This window comes from Pseudomonas sp. NPDC089530 (genome assembly GCF_050280705.1).
GTDB lineage: Bacteria > Pseudomonadota > Gammaproteobacteria > Pseudomonadales > Pseudomonadaceae > Aquipseudomonas.
Window position 1 is genome coordinate 1 of record NZ_JBNNVU010000119.1, and the last position, 14455, is coordinate 14455.

General features: G+C 62.8%; 14 protein-coding genes and 3 pseudogenes. 6 read left to right on the top strand and 11 right to left on the bottom strand.

The genetic code is table 11. The features are described from left to right. Positions 1 to 85 precede the first annotated feature (85 nt). Positions 86 to 304 (top strand): annotated as a pseudogene (locus ACQKQA_RS27320) (beta-ketoacyl-ACP synthase I); the annotation flags it as partial. A 74-nt stretch (positions 305 to 378) separates the two neighbouring features. On the opposite strand, the gene ACQKQA_RS27325 reads toward ACQKQA_RS27320, so the two are convergent. The 3 genes and pseudogenes from ACQKQA_RS27325 to ACQKQA_RS27335 all read right to left on the bottom strand — a co-directional run bounded on the left by ACQKQA_RS27325 (position 379) and on the right by ACQKQA_RS27335 (position 2606). Then, positions 379 to 1242, bottom strand: a complete 864-nt coding sequence (locus ACQKQA_RS27325) for a methyl-accepting chemotaxis protein (protein WP_427564324.1) — start codon at positions 1240 to 1242, stop codon at positions 379 to 381. Beyond that, positions 1234 to 2004: pseudogene (locus tag ACQKQA_RS27330) on the bottom strand (MCP four helix bundle domain-containing protein); the annotation flags it as partial. The gene ACQKQA_RS27325 and the pseudogene ACQKQA_RS27330, both read right to left, overlap by 9 nt. Positions 2005 to 2141: 137 nt before the next feature. After that, positions 2142 to 2606, bottom strand: coding sequence for a DUF3859 domain-containing protein (locus ACQKQA_RS27335; RefSeq protein ID WP_427564300.1), 465 nt, complete (start codon positions 2604 to 2606; stop codon positions 2142 to 2144). A 212-nt stretch (positions 2607 to 2818) separates the two neighbouring features. Here ACQKQA_RS27335 and ACQKQA_RS27340 point away from each other — a divergent pair, with 212 nt between their 5' ends. The 4 genes from ACQKQA_RS27340 to ACQKQA_RS27355 all read left to right on the top strand — a co-directional run bounded on the left by ACQKQA_RS27340 (position 2819) and on the right by ACQKQA_RS27355 (position 6906). Then, entirely contained in the window at positions 2819 to 3235 is a 417-nt protein-coding gene (locus tag ACQKQA_RS27340; RefSeq protein ID WP_427564302.1) for an OsmC family protein, read from the top strand. A 62-nt stretch (positions 3236 to 3297) separates the two neighbouring features. Next, the gene (locus ACQKQA_RS27345) at positions 3298 to 4185 is read left to right on the top strand and encodes a pirin family protein (protein WP_427564303.1); all 888 of its coding nucleotides are present in this window, start codon (positions 3298 to 3300) and stop codon (positions 4183 to 4185) included. 169 nt (positions 4186 to 4354) lie between these two features. Continuing rightward, positions 4355 to 5731 carry a pyridoxal-phosphate dependent enzyme gene (locus ACQKQA_RS27350; RefSeq protein WP_427564305.1) on the top strand — a complete coding sequence of 459 codons (1377 nt, stop codon included), beginning with the start codon at positions 4355 to 4357 and terminating at the stop codon, positions 5729 to 5731. Further along, on the top strand, positions 5728 to 6906 hold the full coding sequence (locus tag ACQKQA_RS27355; protein ID WP_427564307.1) for a trans-sulfuration enzyme family protein: 1179 nt from the start codon (positions 5728 to 5730) through the stop codon (positions 6904 to 6906). Before ACQKQA_RS27350 ends, ACQKQA_RS27355 begins: the two co-directional genes overlap by 4 nt. 68 nt (positions 6907 to 6974) lie before the next feature. On the opposite strand, the gene ACQKQA_RS27360 is transcribed toward ACQKQA_RS27355, so the two are convergent. The 4 genes from ACQKQA_RS27360 to ACQKQA_RS27375 all read right to left on the bottom strand — a co-directional run bounded on the left by ACQKQA_RS27360 (position 6975) and on the right by ACQKQA_RS27375 (position 10690). Then, positions 6975 to 7703, bottom strand: coding sequence for a dienelactone hydrolase family protein (locus ACQKQA_RS27360; protein ID WP_427564309.1), 729 nt, complete (start codon positions 7701 to 7703; stop codon positions 6975 to 6977). A 68-nt stretch (positions 7704 to 7771) separates the two neighbouring features. Next, positions 7772 to 9676 carry a molecular chaperone HtpG gene (gene htpG, locus ACQKQA_RS27365; protein ID WP_427564311.1) on the bottom strand — a complete coding sequence of 635 codons (1905 nt, stop codon included), beginning with the start codon at positions 9674 to 9676 and terminating at the stop codon, positions 7772 to 7774. Positions 9677 to 9764: 88 nt separating this feature from the next. Then, positions 9765 to 10217, bottom strand: a complete 453-nt coding sequence (locus ACQKQA_RS27370) for a PaaI family thioesterase (RefSeq protein ID WP_427564313.1) — start codon at positions 10215 to 10217, stop codon at positions 9765 to 9767. Next, a complete protein-coding gene (locus ACQKQA_RS27375; RefSeq protein WP_427564315.1) occupies positions 10214 to 10690 on the bottom strand; it encodes a PaaI family thioesterase in 477 nt (158 codons plus the stop codon). The genes ACQKQA_RS27370 and ACQKQA_RS27375 overlap by 4 nt, the downstream gene beginning before the upstream one ends. A 158-nt stretch (positions 10691 to 10848) precedes the next feature. Between ACQKQA_RS27375 and ACQKQA_RS27380 the strand changes: the two genes are divergently transcribed. Then, entirely contained in the window at positions 10849 to 11100 is a 252-nt protein-coding gene (locus tag ACQKQA_RS27380; protein ID WP_427564317.1) for a hypothetical protein, read from the top strand. Between the two features lie 65 nt (positions 11101 to 11165). Here ACQKQA_RS27380 and ACQKQA_RS27385 read toward each other — a convergent pair whose 3' ends face one another. The 4 genes and pseudogenes from ACQKQA_RS27385 to ACQKQA_RS27400 form a co-directional block, all read right to left on the bottom strand. Beyond that, on the bottom strand, positions 11166 to 11567 hold the full coding sequence (locus ACQKQA_RS27385) for an MAPEG family protein (RefSeq protein ID WP_427564319.1): 402 nt from the start codon (positions 11565 to 11567) through the stop codon (positions 11166 to 11168). Continuing rightward, a complete protein-coding gene (locus ACQKQA_RS27390; RefSeq protein WP_427564321.1) occupies positions 11567 to 12304 on the bottom strand; it encodes a DUF599 domain-containing protein in 738 nt (245 codons plus the stop codon). The genes ACQKQA_RS27385 and ACQKQA_RS27390 overlap by 1 nt, the downstream gene beginning before the upstream one ends. A 172-nt stretch (positions 12305 to 12476) precedes the next feature. Beyond that, complete coding sequence (gene brnQ, locus ACQKQA_RS27395) at positions 12477 to 13790, bottom strand: branched-chain amino acid transport system II carrier protein (protein WP_427564322.1); 1314 nt, start codon at positions 13788 to 13790, stop codon at positions 12477 to 12479. A 356-nt stretch (positions 13791 to 14146) separates the two neighbouring features. Then, a pseudogene (locus ACQKQA_RS27400) lies at positions 14147 to 14371 on the bottom strand (succinate--CoA ligase subunit alpha); the annotation flags it as partial. Positions 14372 to 14455 lie beyond the last annotated feature (84 nt).

Sequence of the window (14455 nt, forward strand, 5' to 3'; positions counted from 1 at the left end):
TCCAGGCCGCGGGAGATCCCGGCACAGACCGCGCTCTGGCTGACGTTCTTGCAGTTGCACAAGGTCTTGCCGCTCGAGGCGATCAGCCCGGCCGCTTCACGAAGCGATCTACTGCATGCTGATGATGGAAGGCAACTTCATTGCCGGCTCCGCCAACATCGACGAGCTGGATCCGGAAGTGGCCGATCTGCCGGTGCTGACCAAGACCCGCGAAAACGCCAAGATCGATACCGTGATGAGCAACAGCTTCGGCTTCGGCGGCACCAACGCCACCCTGGTCCTGAAGCGCTGGCAGGGCAAGTAAGCCCCGCTTTCGCCGCATGAAAAACGCCCCGACTGGTTCGGGGCGTTTTTTATTGGGCCGTGAAACCCTTGTGCCTACACCGAGAACCGCGCCACCAGCGTATTCAAGTCCACCGCCAGCCGTGACAGTTCCTGGCTCGCGGCGCTGGTCTGGTTGGCCCCGGCCGAGGTCTGCAGGGCCAAGTCGCGGATGTTCATCAGGTTGCGGTCCACCTCCCGGGCCACCGCCGCCTGCTCTTCCGAAGCACTGGCGATCACTATGTTGCGCTCGTTGATCAGGGTGATCGCCCCGGCAATCTCCTCCAGCGCCGCCCCGGCCGCCTTGGCCAGTTCCAGGGTCGAACGGGCCCGGCTGTTGCTCTGTTGCATGGAGCTGACGGCCTGATCGGTGCCCTGCTGGATACCGCCGATCATCTGCTCGATTTCCTGGGTCGATTGCTGGGTGCGATGGGCCAGCGCCCGCACCTCATCCGCCACCACCGCGAAGCCGCGTCCGGCGTCTCCGGCCCGCGCCGCCTCGATGGCCGCATTCAGCGCCAGCAGGTTGGTCTGCTCGGCCACCGAGCGGATCACATCCAGCACCTTGCTGATGCCATACACCTTCTGCGCCAGCTCTTCGACCTGGGCGGCGTTGGCGGTCACATCCTCGGCCAGGGATTCGATGGACTGCACCGTCTGCTGCACCTGCTCGCGTCCGTGCTGGGCGATCCGGTCCGACTGGCGGGAGGCTTCGGACGTCGCTACCGCATTACTGGCCACCTCCTCCACCGCGGCGGTCATCTGGTTCACCGCCGTCGCCGCCTGCTCGATTTCCTGGCTCTGTTGATGCAGGCCACGGGTGGCGTCCTCGGTCACGCAATTGAGCTCCTCGGAAGCGGAGGCCAGCTGGCTGGAGGAGTCGGCGATACGCCGGATGGTCTCGCGCAGGCTGTTCTGCATGGCCTTGAGCGCCTGCAGCAGGCGGGCCGGCTCGTCCTTGCCGTGGATGCGGATGTCTTCGGTCAGGTCGCCGCCGGCCACCACTTCAGCCACGCTCAGCGACTGCGAGAGCGGCAGCACAATGCTACGGGTGAGGAGCAAGGCCAGGACAATGGTCATCAGGCCGGCGATCACGATCATCACGACGACCCAGACCTTGGCGCTGTTGAACACGCCCCGGGCCAGCTCGGTGGCCAGGTTGGCGTTATCCCGGTTCAGCGCCACCAGTTCATTGAGGGTGCCCGCCAACTCATCGGCCAACTGGCTCATTTCGCCGTTGACCACCGCGACCGCATCCTCTACCCGCCCCTGCTGCGACAGCGCCACCACCTCGCTCTGATGCTCGAGGTAACGCTTCTCGGCGGCCTTGAAACGATCGAACAGCAGGCGCTCTTGCGGCAGCACGATCAGCGCGTTATAGCGCTCCTGGGCCACCACCATGCCGCGCTTGATCTCATTGAGCTTGCTTTCGTTCTGCGCCAGGGCCTGGGGGTTGCGGTTGATCAGCAGGCGCATGGTCAGCGCGCGGATCCGCAGCAGGTCCTGATTCATCTCGCCCACCGACATCACACTGGGCAGCCAGTTGTTGTCGACTTCGTCGGACTGTGCGCGCATGTTCGACATCTGCAGCAGGGCGAACGCGCCCAGGCCAAGCACCATCAACGCCAGTAGGCCGAAGCCCAGCCCCGCGCGCGGTGCGATGTTGAGACTTCTGATGCTCATTCTCCGGTTCCTTCCAATAGCGCTGCATTCGCCATGCAGCGGGCTGCTGTTGAAAGTATCGGGTCACGGAAAATTTGCTTAAGACAAAAACGTGATATCAAAACGCCCAAGCACTTCGATACCTGGGCACAAACGATTCAGCGTACGGTAAAACGCTGCTGAACCAACAAACGGTCGCCCTGGAACACCATGAAATGCCATTCGCCGGGGATCACTTCGTGGCTTTCGGTGAATTCGTAAGCCATGACATCCTGCGGCGCGCCCGGCACCAGTTTCTGGGTCACTTCGAACTTGTCGTGGCGCAGGCCATCCGGAGTACGGATACCGGGCGTGAAATACAGCAGGGTCAGCGGCACGTCGTCGGCCACCTTGCCGGCCAATTGATAGCGCAGGCCGAACTTGGTGCCCAGCCGGGCCGGCACGACCTCGGTGCGCTCGATGTTTTCGTTGCTGCGGCGCAGCACCCGCTCACCCGACTGCAACGCCGCCTTCGGCCCCTCGAACACACCATATTCCACCGGGCCTTCGACACGGACTTCGGCACTGGCCAGGCCACTGAACAGCATCAGCGCCGCCACTGCGCTTAAACGGGTGAGGTGCATATCGCGCTCCTTGATTGAGATGGCGCGAGCCTATGACGCCGGCATGACAGGCTGATGACAAACCTGCATCGCTGCCATCGACCGGCGCCAGGCAAAGCGCGCCCCAGGCAGCACGGCACAGAAAAAGTGGAACGCACGGACAGCGGAATGCTCTATAACTGCACCACCTTTCAACGTCCGTTGCGCCCACTCACCACTGCCCGAGGTCCGCCATGACTATCACCGTCAACACCGAGTCCAGCGAAGGTTTCCGCCACAGCATCCAGATCGACGATCACCAGTTGTTCGCCGACCTGCCCAAGGCCCTCGGCGGCGAAGGTTCCGCGCCGGAACCCCACGACTTCTTCGATGCCGCGCTGGGCGCCTGCAAGGCCCTGACCCTCAAGCTGTACGCACAGAAGAAGGATATTCCGCTCACCGGCGTCACGGTCGAGGTCAAGCACGACAACAGCCAGGAGCAGAAAGGCAAGTACGCACTGCACGTCAAACTGACCCTCAAGGGCGTGCTGACCGACGCCCAGCGCGAGGAACTGCATCGCGTCGCCGACCGCTGCCCGGTGCACAAGCTGATGACCACCGCCGAGGTGAGTATCGAGACCCACCTCTCCGAAGGCGCGTTCAGCCAATAGCGCCAACGCCCGTCCAGGCGGGTTATGCTCCCGGGCATAACCCGATCAGCCTGGAATGCACCATGAACACACCGCTCGTGATCCGTCCCCGTGTGGAGGACGTCGAAGGCCAACCCATCCTGCGCCCGCTGCCCTCGGCCCAATGCCGCAGCGTCGGGCCTTTCGTGTTTTTCGATCACATGCTGCCCACCCGTTACCCGGCGGGCAAAGGCATGAATATCCGCCAGCATCCGCACATCGGTCTGTCGACCCTGACCTACCTGTTCCAGGGGCAGATCCAGCACAAGGACAGCCTGGGCTCCGACCAGATGGTGAGCCCGGGAGACGTCAGCTGGATGACCGCCGGCAGCGCCATCGCCCACGTCGAGCGCACCCCGCAGGCGCTGCTCGACAGCGACTTCAGCATGCATGGCCTGCAGGTCTGGCTGGCCTCCCCCAAGGATCAGGAACAGGGCCCGGGACACTACAGCCATCACCCGGCCGCGACCTTGCCGGTCAGCGACAACCTCGGGGTCAGCATCCGCCTGATCGCCGGCAGCGGCTTCTGCCTGGAGTCGCCGGTCCCCGTGCTCTCCCCGACCCTGTACGCCGAACTGCATTTGCAGACCGCGACCACCCTGCTGATTCCCGCCGAACACGAGGAGCGCGCCCTGTACGTGCTCGACGGCGAGGCCCAACTGGACGGCGAATCGATCGAGCCCCATGCGCTGGTGGTCCTGCCGGCCGGCACCACCCCGACCCTGTTCGCCGATAGCGACTGCCACGCCGTGCTGTTCGGCGGCGCGCCGCTGGACGGTCCACGGCGGATCAACTGGAACTTCGTGTCCAGCGACCCGGCGCGTATCGACGAAGCCCGCCAGCGCTGGGCCGCCGGCGACTGGCCGACGGTGCCGGGAGAAAGCGAAAGAATCGAATTGCCCAAAGGCAAGGCCCCACCGCAACCTCTGTAACGGCCAGCACACAGGGCAGCCAACCGATGCAACCAAACTGGCCACGCGCGGTTGCGGGTAGCGGGATCCCGGCCTAAGGTCCATGCGTTGCATTATTTGCGACTCGCGCGCGATGGCTCGCCGCAGGTCGCTGCCCATACAGTGCGGACTTCCGCTACGAGGCCCTAATATGCCGAACAACTCCCGTCCTGCCGTGCTCGAACTGATCGGTAACACGCCCCTGGTGCGTGTCACCCGTTTCGATACCGGCCCCTGTACCTTGTTCCTCAAGCTTGAATCGCAGAACCCCGGCGGCTCGATCAAAGACCGCATCGGCCTGGCGATGATCGACGCCGCCGAGCGCGACGGCCGCCTGCGCCCCGGCGGCACCATAGTCGAGGCCACCGCCGGCAACACCGGACTCGGCCTGGCCCTGGTCGGCCGCGCCAAGGGTTACCGAGTAGTGCTGGTGGTGCCGGACAAGATGTCCACCGAGAAGGTCCTGCACCTCAAGGCGATGGGCGCCGAAGTGCACGTCACCCGCTCCGACGTCGGCAAGGGCCACCCTGACTACTACCAGGACGTCGCCGCGCGCCTGACCAAGGACATTCCCGGCGCCTTCTTCGCCGACCAGTTCAACAACCCGGCCAATCCGCTGGCCCACGAATACAGCACCGCGCCGGAGATCTGGGCCCAGACCCAGCACGATGTGGACGCCATCGTGGTCGGCGTCGGCTCGGCCGGCACCCTGACCGGCCTGACCCGTTTCTTCAGCCGGGTGCAACCGGACCTGGAAATGGTACTGGCCGACCCGGTGGGCTCGGTGATGGCCGAATACAGCCGTAGCCGTACCCTGGGTACGCCCGGCTCCTGGGCAGTGGAAGGCATCGGCGAAGACTTCATACCGTCCATCGCCGACCTTTCCAGCGTGCGCAAGGCCTACTCGATCAGCGATGAAGAAAGCTTCGAACATGCCCGCCAGCTGCTGCGCGCCGAGGGCATTCTCGCCGGCTCTTCCACCGGCACCCTGCTGGCGGCGGCCCTGCGCTACTGCCGCGAGCAGACGGAGCCCAAGCGGGTCGTCAGCTTTGTCTGCGACACCGGCACCCGCTACCTGTCGAAGGTTTACAACGACCAATGGATGAACGACCAGGGCCTGCTGCAACGCAAGCGCTACGGCGACCTGCGCGACCTGATCGCCCGGCGCTTCGAAGACGGCCGGGTGATCAGCGTGGGCCCGGACGACACCCTGCTCACCGCCTTCCAGCGCATGCGCCTGGCCGATGTGTCGCAACTGCCGGTACTGGTGGACGGTAAACGACTGGTGGGGGTGATCGACGAATCGGATATCCTGCTGGGCGTACATAAAGATGCTTCGCACTTTCGCTTGAGCGTGGCCAGCGCGATGACCGACAAACTGGAAACCCTCCCTCCTGGTGCCAGCCTGGCCGACCTGGAGGCGGAACTCGGTCGCGGGCTGGTGGCGATCATTGCCGACGCCTCGGGCTTCTACGGCCTGATCACCCGCGTCGATATGCTCAATCACCTACGCAGGTCCCTCCCATGAGTCACAACGATAAAACCGCTACCCCACGCGCCTTCGCCACCCGTGTGATCCACGCCGGACAGACCCCGGACCCGTCCACCGGGGCGCTGATGCCGCCGATCTACGCCAACTCCACCTATGCCCAGCAGAGCCCCGGGGTGCACAAGGGCCTGGACTACGGGCGCTCGCACAACCCCACGCGCTGGGCCCTGGAACGTTGCGTGGCGGACCTCGAGGGCGGCACCCGGGCCTTTGCCTTCGCTTCCGGACTGGCAACCATTTCCACCGTGCTCGAACTGCTCGACGCCGGCGCGCACATCGTCTCCGGCAATGACCTGTACGGCGGGACTTTCCGCCTGTTCGACAAGGTGCGCCAACGCAGCGCCGGGCACCGCTTCAGCTTCGTCGACCTGACCGACCTCTCGGCCTTCGAGGCGTCGCTGCAGGACGATACGCGGATGGTCATGGTCGAGACCCCGAGCAACCCCCTGCTGCGCCTCACCGACCTTGCCGCCATCGCGCGCATCTGCCGTGCGCGAGGGATCATCTGCGTCGCCGACAACACCTTCGCCAGCCCATGGATCCAGCGGCCGCTGGAGCTGGGCTTCGATATCGTGCTGCATTCGACGACCAAGTACCTGAACGGCCACTCCGACGTCATCGGCGGCATCGCGGTGGTCGGGCAGAACCCCGAGCTGGCCGAGCGCCTGGGCTTCCTGCAGAACGCGGTGGGGGCCATTGCCGGGCCGTTCGATGCCTTTCTCACTCTGCGCGGGGTGAAGACCCTGGCGCTGCGCATGGAGCGCCACTGCAGCAACGCCCTGGAGCTGGCGCAATGGCTGGAGCGCCAGCCGCAAGTGGCGCGCGTCTACTATCCGGGCCTGCCGTCACACCCGCAGCACGAACTGGCGCGACGGCAGATGCGCGGCTTCGGCGGGATGATTTCCATCGACCTGAACTGCGACCTGGCCGGCGCCAGGCGTTTTCTCGAGAGCGTGCGGATCTTCGCCCTGGCCGAGAGCCTGGGCGGCGTGGAAAGCCTGATCGAGCATCCGGGGATCATGACCCACGCCAGCATCCCTGCCGAAACCCGGGCGCAGCTCGGTATCGGCGACGGGCTGGTGCGTCTGTCGGTGGGGGTCGAGGATGTCGAGGACCTGCGCGCCGACCTGGCCCAGGCGCTGACGCGGATCTGACGGGGTAAACAGGGACAAAAAAGCCCGCTCTGCCTGCACGGCACAGCGGGCTTTTTCACGCCAGGAGCTCAGCCCTTGAACACTTCGTCCAGCAGGTTATGCATCGCGGTGAAAGCACGGCCCGCGGTCCTGGCGTCGTACATCATCATGCCCGGCACATTGGCGTGGGGATCGGTGAAGGAATGCACCGCGCCGCCGTAGCTCAGCAGCTGCCAGTCCACACCTGCCGCATTCATTTCCGCCTCGAAGGCCGGCAACTGCTCTTTCGGCACCAGTGGGTCGGCGGCGCCGTGCAGCACCAGTACCGAGCCCTTGATGTTCTGCGCATCGGCCGGGTTCGGCGTATCCAGGGTGCCGTGAAAGGACACCGCGGCTTTCACCGGCGCACCGCTGCGCGCCAGTTCCAGGGAGCAGCAGCCGCCGAAGCAGAAGCCGAAGGTGGCTAGCTTCGCTTTGTCCACCGCCGCTTCCTGCTGGCTCTGCAGCACCTCGAAGGCCGCCTGCATGCGCTGGCGCAGCAAGGCCCGGTCATTCTTCAGCGGCATCATGGCGGCACCTGCTTCGTCGCCGTTGCTCGGGCGAACCTTTTGCCCGTACAGGTCGGCGATCAGCACCACATACCCCTTGGCCGCCACCGCCTCGGCGATCTTCTCGGCACCGGCGCTGACGCCCATCCAGTTCGGCGCCATCAGCAGCCCCGGACGCGGGCCCTTGAGGCTGGCATCGAACGCCAGGCGACTTTCATAGGATTGACCATCGATCTGGTAGACCAGGGAACGAACAGTGACTTGGCTCATTTCAGACTCCTGATGTGCAAACAGCGGAATGAAAAAACCCGCCGAAGCGGGTTTTTCCTGCGACCTGATTAAACCGACAGTTCAACCAGCAGCTTGTTCAGACGACGCACGTAGGCGGCCGGGTCCTTCAAGCTGTCGCCGGCGGCCAGGGCCGCCTGATCGAAGAGGATGTGCGACAGATCGCCGAAACGCTCGTCGCTCTGCTCGCCGTCGAGCTTCTCGATCAGCGGGTGAGCCGGGTTGAATTCGAAGATCGGCTTGGAGTCCGGCACCTTCTGCCCGCTCGCCTCGAGGATCTGGCGCATCTGCAGGCCCAGGTCCTGCTCGCCGATCGCCAGGATCGCCGGGGAGTCGGTCAGGCGGTGGGAAACCCGCACTTCGCTGACGCTCTCGCCCAGGGCGGTCTTGATCCGCTCCACCAGGCCTTCCTTGCTCTTGGCGACTTCTTCCGCAGCCTTCTTGTCCTCTTCCGAGTCCAGGTTGCCCAGGTCCAGGTCGCCACGCGCCACGTCGACAAAGCTCTTGCCGTCGAATTCGTTGAGGTAGCTCATCAGCCACTCGTCGATGCGGTCGGTGAGCAGCAGCACTTCGATGCCTTTCTTGCGGAAGACTTCCAGGTGCGGGCTGTTCTTCACCTGGGCGTAGGATTCGCCGGTGAGGAAGTAGATCTTGTCCTGACCTTCCTTGGCGCGCGCCAGGTAATCGGCCAGGGACACGTTCTGCTCGCCGTCGTCGCCCTGGGTGGAAGCGAAGCGCAGCAGGCCGGCGATCTTTTCCTTGTTGGCGAAGTCTTCCGCCGGGCCTTCCTTCATCACCTGGCCGAAGTTCTTCCAGAAGCCCTTGTATTGCTCAGGCTCGTTCTTCGCCAGTTTTTCCAGCATGTCCAGCACGCGCTTGGTCAGCGCCGACTTCATGGAGTCGATGATCGGGTCTTTCTGCAGAATTTCCCGCGACACGTTCAGCGACAGGTCGTTGGAGTCGACCACGCCCTTGATGAAGCGCAGGTACAGCGGCAGGAAGGACTCGGCCTGGTCCATCACGAACACGCGCTGCACGTAGAGCTTCAGGCCTTTCGGCGCTTCGCGCTGGTACAGGTCGAACGGCGCGCGGGCCGGTACGTAGAGCAGCGAGCTGTATTCCAGCTTGCCTTCGACCTTGTTGTGGCTCCAGCTCAGCGGGTTCTCGAAATCGTGGGCGATGTGCTTGTAGAACTCCTGGTATTCCTCGTCCTTGATCTCGGTACGCGGACGGGTCCACAGGGCGCTGGCGCGGTTGACGGTTTCCCATTCGACGGCCGGCTTCTCCTCGCCTTCGGCAGCAGCCGCTTCTTTGGGCAGCTCGATCGGCAGGGCGATATGGTCGGAGTACTTCTTGATAATGTTGCGCAGGCGCCAGCCATCGGCGAACTCGTCTTCGCCAGACTTCAGGTGCAGGACGATACGGGTACCGCGGTCGGCCTTGTCGATGGTCGCGACTTCGAACTCGCCTTCGCCCTTGGAGGACCAGTGCACGCCTTCGCTGGCCGCGAGGCTGGCACGACGGCTGAAGACATCGACCTTGTCGGCGACGATAAAGGCGGAATAGAAGCCTACGCCGAACTGACCGATCAGGTGCGAGTCCTTCTTCTGGTCGCCCGTGAGGTTCTTCATGAAATCGGCGGTGCCGGATTTGGCGATGGTCCCCAGGTGGGTGATCACATCGTCACGGCTCATGCCGATACCGTTGTCTTCGAGGGTGACGGTCTTGGCGTCCTTGTCGAAGCTCACACGGATTTTCAGCTCCGCGCCACCTTCCAGCAACTCAGGCTTGGACAGGGCTTCGAAGCGCAATTTGTCGACGGCGTCAGAGGCGTTCGAGATCAGTTCGCGAAGGAAGATTTCCTTGTTGGAATACAGCGAATGGATCATGAGGTGCAGCAGTTGCTTTACCTCGGTCTGGAAGCCCAGGGTTTCCTTTTGAGTTTCCACACTCATGGTCATCAAACTCCAATCAGATGGCATAAGCCGCGCCCGAAGGGTCTACGGCGGGATGTCCACTGAGTTGGGGGCTATACCTGAGATTTCAAGGGGCCAGGCTTTCTTCCAGCTTGAAATGTGCGCGAGCGGTCGCGATCGGCTCCTGCGCGCGGCTCTGCCAGGCGGTGATGGCCACGTTCGCCACCCGCCGCCCCTGGCGGCACAGCTGGCACCTGGCATAGGTGTCGCGAAACTGTCCGGCGCGCAGGTAATCGAGGGAAAAGTCGATGATCTTCGGCACTCCCGGCGAACCGGTGAAGATCAACAGATGCAGGGCCGCCGCCAGCTCCATGAAGCCGGCGATCACCCCGCCATGCAGGGCCGGCAGCAACGGATTGCCAATGTTGTCCGGGTTGGCCGGCAGGCGAAACAACAGCTCATCGCCCTGCCGCGAACATTCGATGCCGATCAGCTGGGCGTAGGGAATCAGCTGCAGCAACTCTGCGTAATCGCCCTGCTCGTGGGCACGTTGCAGCCGGCCCTGGAAATCCTCGCTCATGGCTGCTCCCCCTTGATCGCGCCGGCTAAACCCTTGGCGCCCTTGATGCCCTTGCCCATGCGCATGAAAGTGCCCACCACATGGGCGATGGGCTGCTCGGGATCATCCTGATAGGCAAAACCGCGGGTGAAGATGACATCGGTGGTCACCCGATAGCACTGGGCAAAGCCATACACGCTTTTGCCCGGCTGCGCCGGGTGCATGTAATCGATGCGCAGGTCCAGGGTCGGACAGACTTCGAACTCCGGCAGGACGCACAGGGTGGCCATGCCGCAGGCGCTGTCCATCAACGAGGTCAGCGCGCCGCCGTGAATCACTCCGGTCTGCGGATTACCGACGATCTGCGAGCGGTAAGGCAGCATCAGGGTAATGCCTTCCTTTGACGCGCTGTGCACGCTCATGGCCAACACCTGGCAATGCCGCAGCGCCGACAAGAACCTTGTCGCCCGCTCAAAAATAGGGTTCTGCTCCATACGGCAACTCTCTAGCGGATGAGCAAAGTGCTCAGTTGGCTCAATAGGGAAAAGTTCAATGTTGCTGGCACTTTATATATCTTGGGGTTTCAAGGAACTTAACCCGTAGAGCCGTGCTCGAAAGGCCAGAAGATATCTTCAATAAGGAGAAACACCCCATGCGTAAGACTTTAGCTATTGCCTTGATGTTGACCGCTTCCCTCGGTCTCGCTGCCTGCGATAAAAAAGCCGAGGACAAAGCTCAAGATGCCAACCAACACGCTGAGCAAGCTCAACAGAAAATGAACGAAGCACAGGATAAAGTGAGCGAAGCGGCAAAAGAAACCGCCGAAGCCGCCAAAGCTCAGGTTGATTCGAGCAAAGCAGCCGTTGAAGACGCTGCCAAGGAAGCCGCTCCTAAAACCAACTAATCCGGTTTTAGTGCAGCAACAATAAAGCCCGCCTAGTGCGGGCTTTATTGTGTCTGGAATAACCTCTAAGCCAGCAGGCTGCGAAAAGCCGGACTTGTCATCAACAACAATGAACACATCAGGCCGATAAACCAGATTAGGCTGCGTTGCCAGGCCAGGTCCGCCCAATAACACAGCAGATAGATAACCCGCGCGATCACGAAGACGATTGCCAAAGTGTCGATCAACCAGCCCTGGGTCTGGGTCACATGAGCCATCAGGACCCCAACCGCGAACAACATGAAGGCTTCGAAGCTGTTCTGGTGCGCCGCCACCGCCCGGGCGCCAAACCCCGTGAGCTGGGCCTGTTGCTGACGCGGCAGATGATTGTTGTAACCGCCCTGCTCCTGCATGGCCTTGGCCACCGGCATGCGCGCCACATAAATCAACAGTGCGCTGATCAACATACACCAGAACGCGATACTCATCAGACCGTCTCCTTGTTCACCTCGGGCGATGGCGCCTCCGTAGGGGTATAGACCATCACCTCCAACACGTCGGAATGAAACTCTCGGCGGTACAGCACCAGCACCACACCGGCACTCATCAGCATGAACAGCCAGGGGCTGACGAACCAGGCCAGCATGCTCATCCCGAAGTAATAGGAACGCAGGCCGAAGTTGAACTGGTTGGCGGCCATGGAGATCACCCGCGCGGCCCGCAGGGCAAAGGCCTTGCGCTCCTGCTCGGAGACATGCCGCTCACCGATCATCGGCGCCGACCCCACGAGAATGGCTGCGAAATTGTACTGGCGCATGCACCAGCTGAAGGTGAAGAAGGCGTAGACGAACAGCATGGCGAGGCACAGCAGCTTGATCTCCGACATGCCCTGGGAGGCCTGCTGGACCATGGGAATGTCGGCCAGCAGCGACACCGCACGCTCGGAAGCGCCGAGCACGGTGAGGATACCGGCGAGGATGATCAGGGTGCTGGAGGCGAAGAACGAGGCGTTGCGCTCCAGATTGCCGATCACGCTGGCGTCGGCGATGCGGTTGTCGCGCAGCAGCATGCGGCGCATCCAGTCTTCCCGGTACAGGTGCAGCACGCTGGCCAGGCACGCGGTGTCGCGGCCTTTCCACGTCGCATAGCGGGTATAGCCGCCCCAGCAGATGACAAACCAGAGTGCAGCGATGAGGTGGATCAGATTGGCTTCGACGAACGACATGCAGGTTCCCGGATAGGCGTTGGCGGAGTACGGATGCAACAAGCACTGCTTCGACGTTGAATGAAGAAAAAAGACACCATAGGCCGCCCATAAAAAAGCCCCGTATCGCGGGATACGGGGCTTTTGGGGGCTACCAGCGCCCGCTCGTGACGGGCCCGGGGCGGATAGCGGCTTAGGCCAGCGCTTCGCGGCGCTTGCCCAGCAGGCGGTCGCAGACCACCGCGACCACCAGGGTCATGACCGAAGGCACCAGCCACGCCAGGCCCTGTTCGCTCAGCGGCAGGTGGGCCAGCTCGGTTGGCATCCAGTCCGCCAAGCCAGCGCCCTTGAGAGCGTCCACCAGGCCGAACAGGAAGGACACCAGCATCACCGGGCCAACGATACGGCCCTGCTCATTCCAGAAGTCCTTGCAGAAGCTCAGGGCCACCAGGGCGATGCACGGCGGGTAGATGGCGGTCAGCACCGGAATGGAGAAAGCGATCAGCTTGGTCAGTCCCAGGTTGGACACCAGCAGCGAGAACGCCGCCAGGATCACCACCAGGCTCTTGTACGACAGCGGCAGTACGCGGCTGAAGTACTCGGCGCAGGCGCAGGTCAGGCCGACCGCGGTCACCAGGCAAGCCAGGGAAATCAGTACGGCGAGGAAGCCGCTGCCCAGGGAGCCGAAGGTATGTTGCACATAAGCGTGCAGCACCGCCGCACCGTTGGTGGCGCCGGCCGCCACTTCGTGGCTGCCCGAACCCAGGCGGAACAGGCTGACATACACCAGCGCCAGCCCTACCCCGGCAATCAGCCCGGCGATGATCGCGTAACGGGTGATCAGGCGTGGCGATTCGACGCCGCGGGAACGGATGGCGTTGACGATGACGATGCCGAATACCAGCGCGCCCAGGGTATCCATGGTCAGGTAGCCATTGATAAAGCCCTGGGAGAACGGCGCCGCGACGTATTCAGGGGTGGCGGTACCAATATCGCCGGCCGGCAAGGCGAACGCGGCGATACCCAATACGGCCAGCGCGATGATCTTCAACGGCGCGAGGAAACGTCCCACCGTGTCCAGCAGGCGCCCCGGGTAAAGGGAGATGAAGAACACCAGCAGGAAGTAGGCCGAGCTATAGAGGAACAACGCCAGCGGGCTTTCGCCGGTCAGGGGCGCCAGGCCCACTTCGAAGGACACGGTGGCGGTACGCGGCGTCGCGAACAGCGGCCCCACCGCCAGGTAACAGACCGCCGCCAGCAGGCCACCGGCGATCTTGCCGATCGGGCTGCTCAGCGCATCCATCGCCCCACCGACCTTGGCCAGCGCGACGACGGTGATCACCGGCAGACCTACCGCGGTGATCAGAAAGCCCAGCGCCGCGATCCAGACGTTAGGTCCGGACTGCAAGCCGACGATAGGCGGGAAGATGATGTTGCCTGCCCCGACGAAGAGGGCAAAGGTCATAAAACCAAGCGCCAGAATGTCCTGGCCTTTCAACACTTTCATTAAGGAAATACCACACTACTGAATCGGAATTTAGAGAGGGATTTCCCTTATGGATGAGGGAAATGCTGTCGGTCCGTATAGGACTGACCCGTTTAGCGCGCAGCATCCTTGTGGGACGCAGACGCAAAAGAGGCGGCTAGACTACCGAATCTGTAAGACAAACGCACTGTTTGAGGGCGAACTGTCCGATAAGCGACATTTACGTGTCGCGTTTATATAGATAAATGGCCATTAGCCTCTATCCAAGGCTGCTCCAGGAGCCACCCTGTTCGCGACAGGTCGTTCCTGACTGTCAGAAAGCACAAAGGCCACCCGAAGGTGGCCTTTGTCGGTAGAACGTCAGTTGAGCGCGAGGCTTACTTGACGGTCCAGCCAGTCAGCTCGGCCAGGGCCTTGCCGATGTCTGCCAGCGAACGCACGGTTTTCACGCCTGCGTCTTGCAGAGCAGCGAATTTCTCGTCTGCAGTGCCTTTGCCGCCAGAGATGATTGCGCCAGCATGGCCCATGCGCTTGCCCGGAGGAGCAGTCACACCAGCGATGTAGGAAACAACCGGCTTGGTCACGTTAGCCTTGTTGTAGGACGGTGTTCCAGGAAGTCGCCGAGCAAGTGCTGGACCAGGCCCAGGCGGCTGACGTCCTCGTCCTGCCACTGCATGTCAGGGAAG

Excerpts from the sequence above, each read along its gene's own strand:
- ACQKQA_RS27325 (WP_427564324.1), bottom strand. The coding sequence starts at position 1,242 with ATGCAGAACAGCCTGCGCGAGACCATCCGGCGTATCGCCGACTCCTCC.
- ACQKQA_RS27335 (WP_427564300.1), bottom strand. The coding sequence starts at position 2,606 with ATGCACCTCACCCGTTTAAGCGCAGTGGCGGCGCTGATGCTGTTCAGT.
- ACQKQA_RS27340 (WP_427564302.1), top strand. The coding sequence starts at position 2,819 with ATGACTATCACCGTCAACACCGAGTCCAGCGAAGGTTTCCGCCACAGC.
- ACQKQA_RS27345 (WP_427564303.1), top strand. The coding sequence starts at position 3,298 with ATGAACACACCGCTCGTGATCCGTCCCCGTGTGGAGGACGTCGAAGGC.
- ACQKQA_RS27350 (WP_427564305.1), top strand. The coding sequence starts at position 4,355 with ATGCCGAACAACTCCCGTCCTGCCGTGCTCGAACTGATCGGTAACACG.
- ACQKQA_RS27355 (WP_427564307.1), top strand. The coding sequence starts at position 5,728 with ATGAGTCACAACGATAAAACCGCTACCCCACGCGCCTTCGCCACCCGT.
- ACQKQA_RS27360 (WP_427564309.1), bottom strand. The coding sequence starts at position 7,703 with ATGAGCCAAGTCACTGTTCGTTCCCTGGTCTACCAGATCGATGGTCAA.
- htpG (WP_427564311.1), bottom strand. The coding sequence starts at position 9,676 with ATGAGTGTGGAAACTCAAAAGGAAACCCTGGGCTTCCAGACCGAGGTA.
- ACQKQA_RS27370 (WP_427564313.1), bottom strand. The coding sequence starts at position 10,217 with ATGAGCGAGGATTTCCAGGGCCGGCTGCAACGTGCCCACGAGCAGGGC.
- ACQKQA_RS27375 (WP_427564315.1), bottom strand. The coding sequence starts at position 10,690 with ATGGAGCAGAACCCTATTTTTGAGCGGGCGACAAGGTTCTTGTCGGCG.
- ACQKQA_RS27380 (WP_427564317.1), top strand. The coding sequence starts at position 10,849 with ATGCGTAAGACTTTAGCTATTGCCTTGATGTTGACCGCTTCCCTCGGT.
- ACQKQA_RS27385 (WP_427564319.1), bottom strand. The coding sequence starts at position 11,567 with ATGAGTATCGCGTTCTGGTGTATGTTGATCAGCGCACTGTTGATTTAT.
- ACQKQA_RS27390 (WP_427564321.1), bottom strand. The coding sequence starts at position 12,304 with ATGTCGTTCGTCGAAGCCAATCTGATCCACCTCATCGCTGCACTCTGG.
- brnQ (WP_427564322.1), bottom strand. The coding sequence starts at position 13,790 with ATGAAAGTGTTGAAAGGCCAGGACATTCTGGCGCTTGGTTTTATGACC.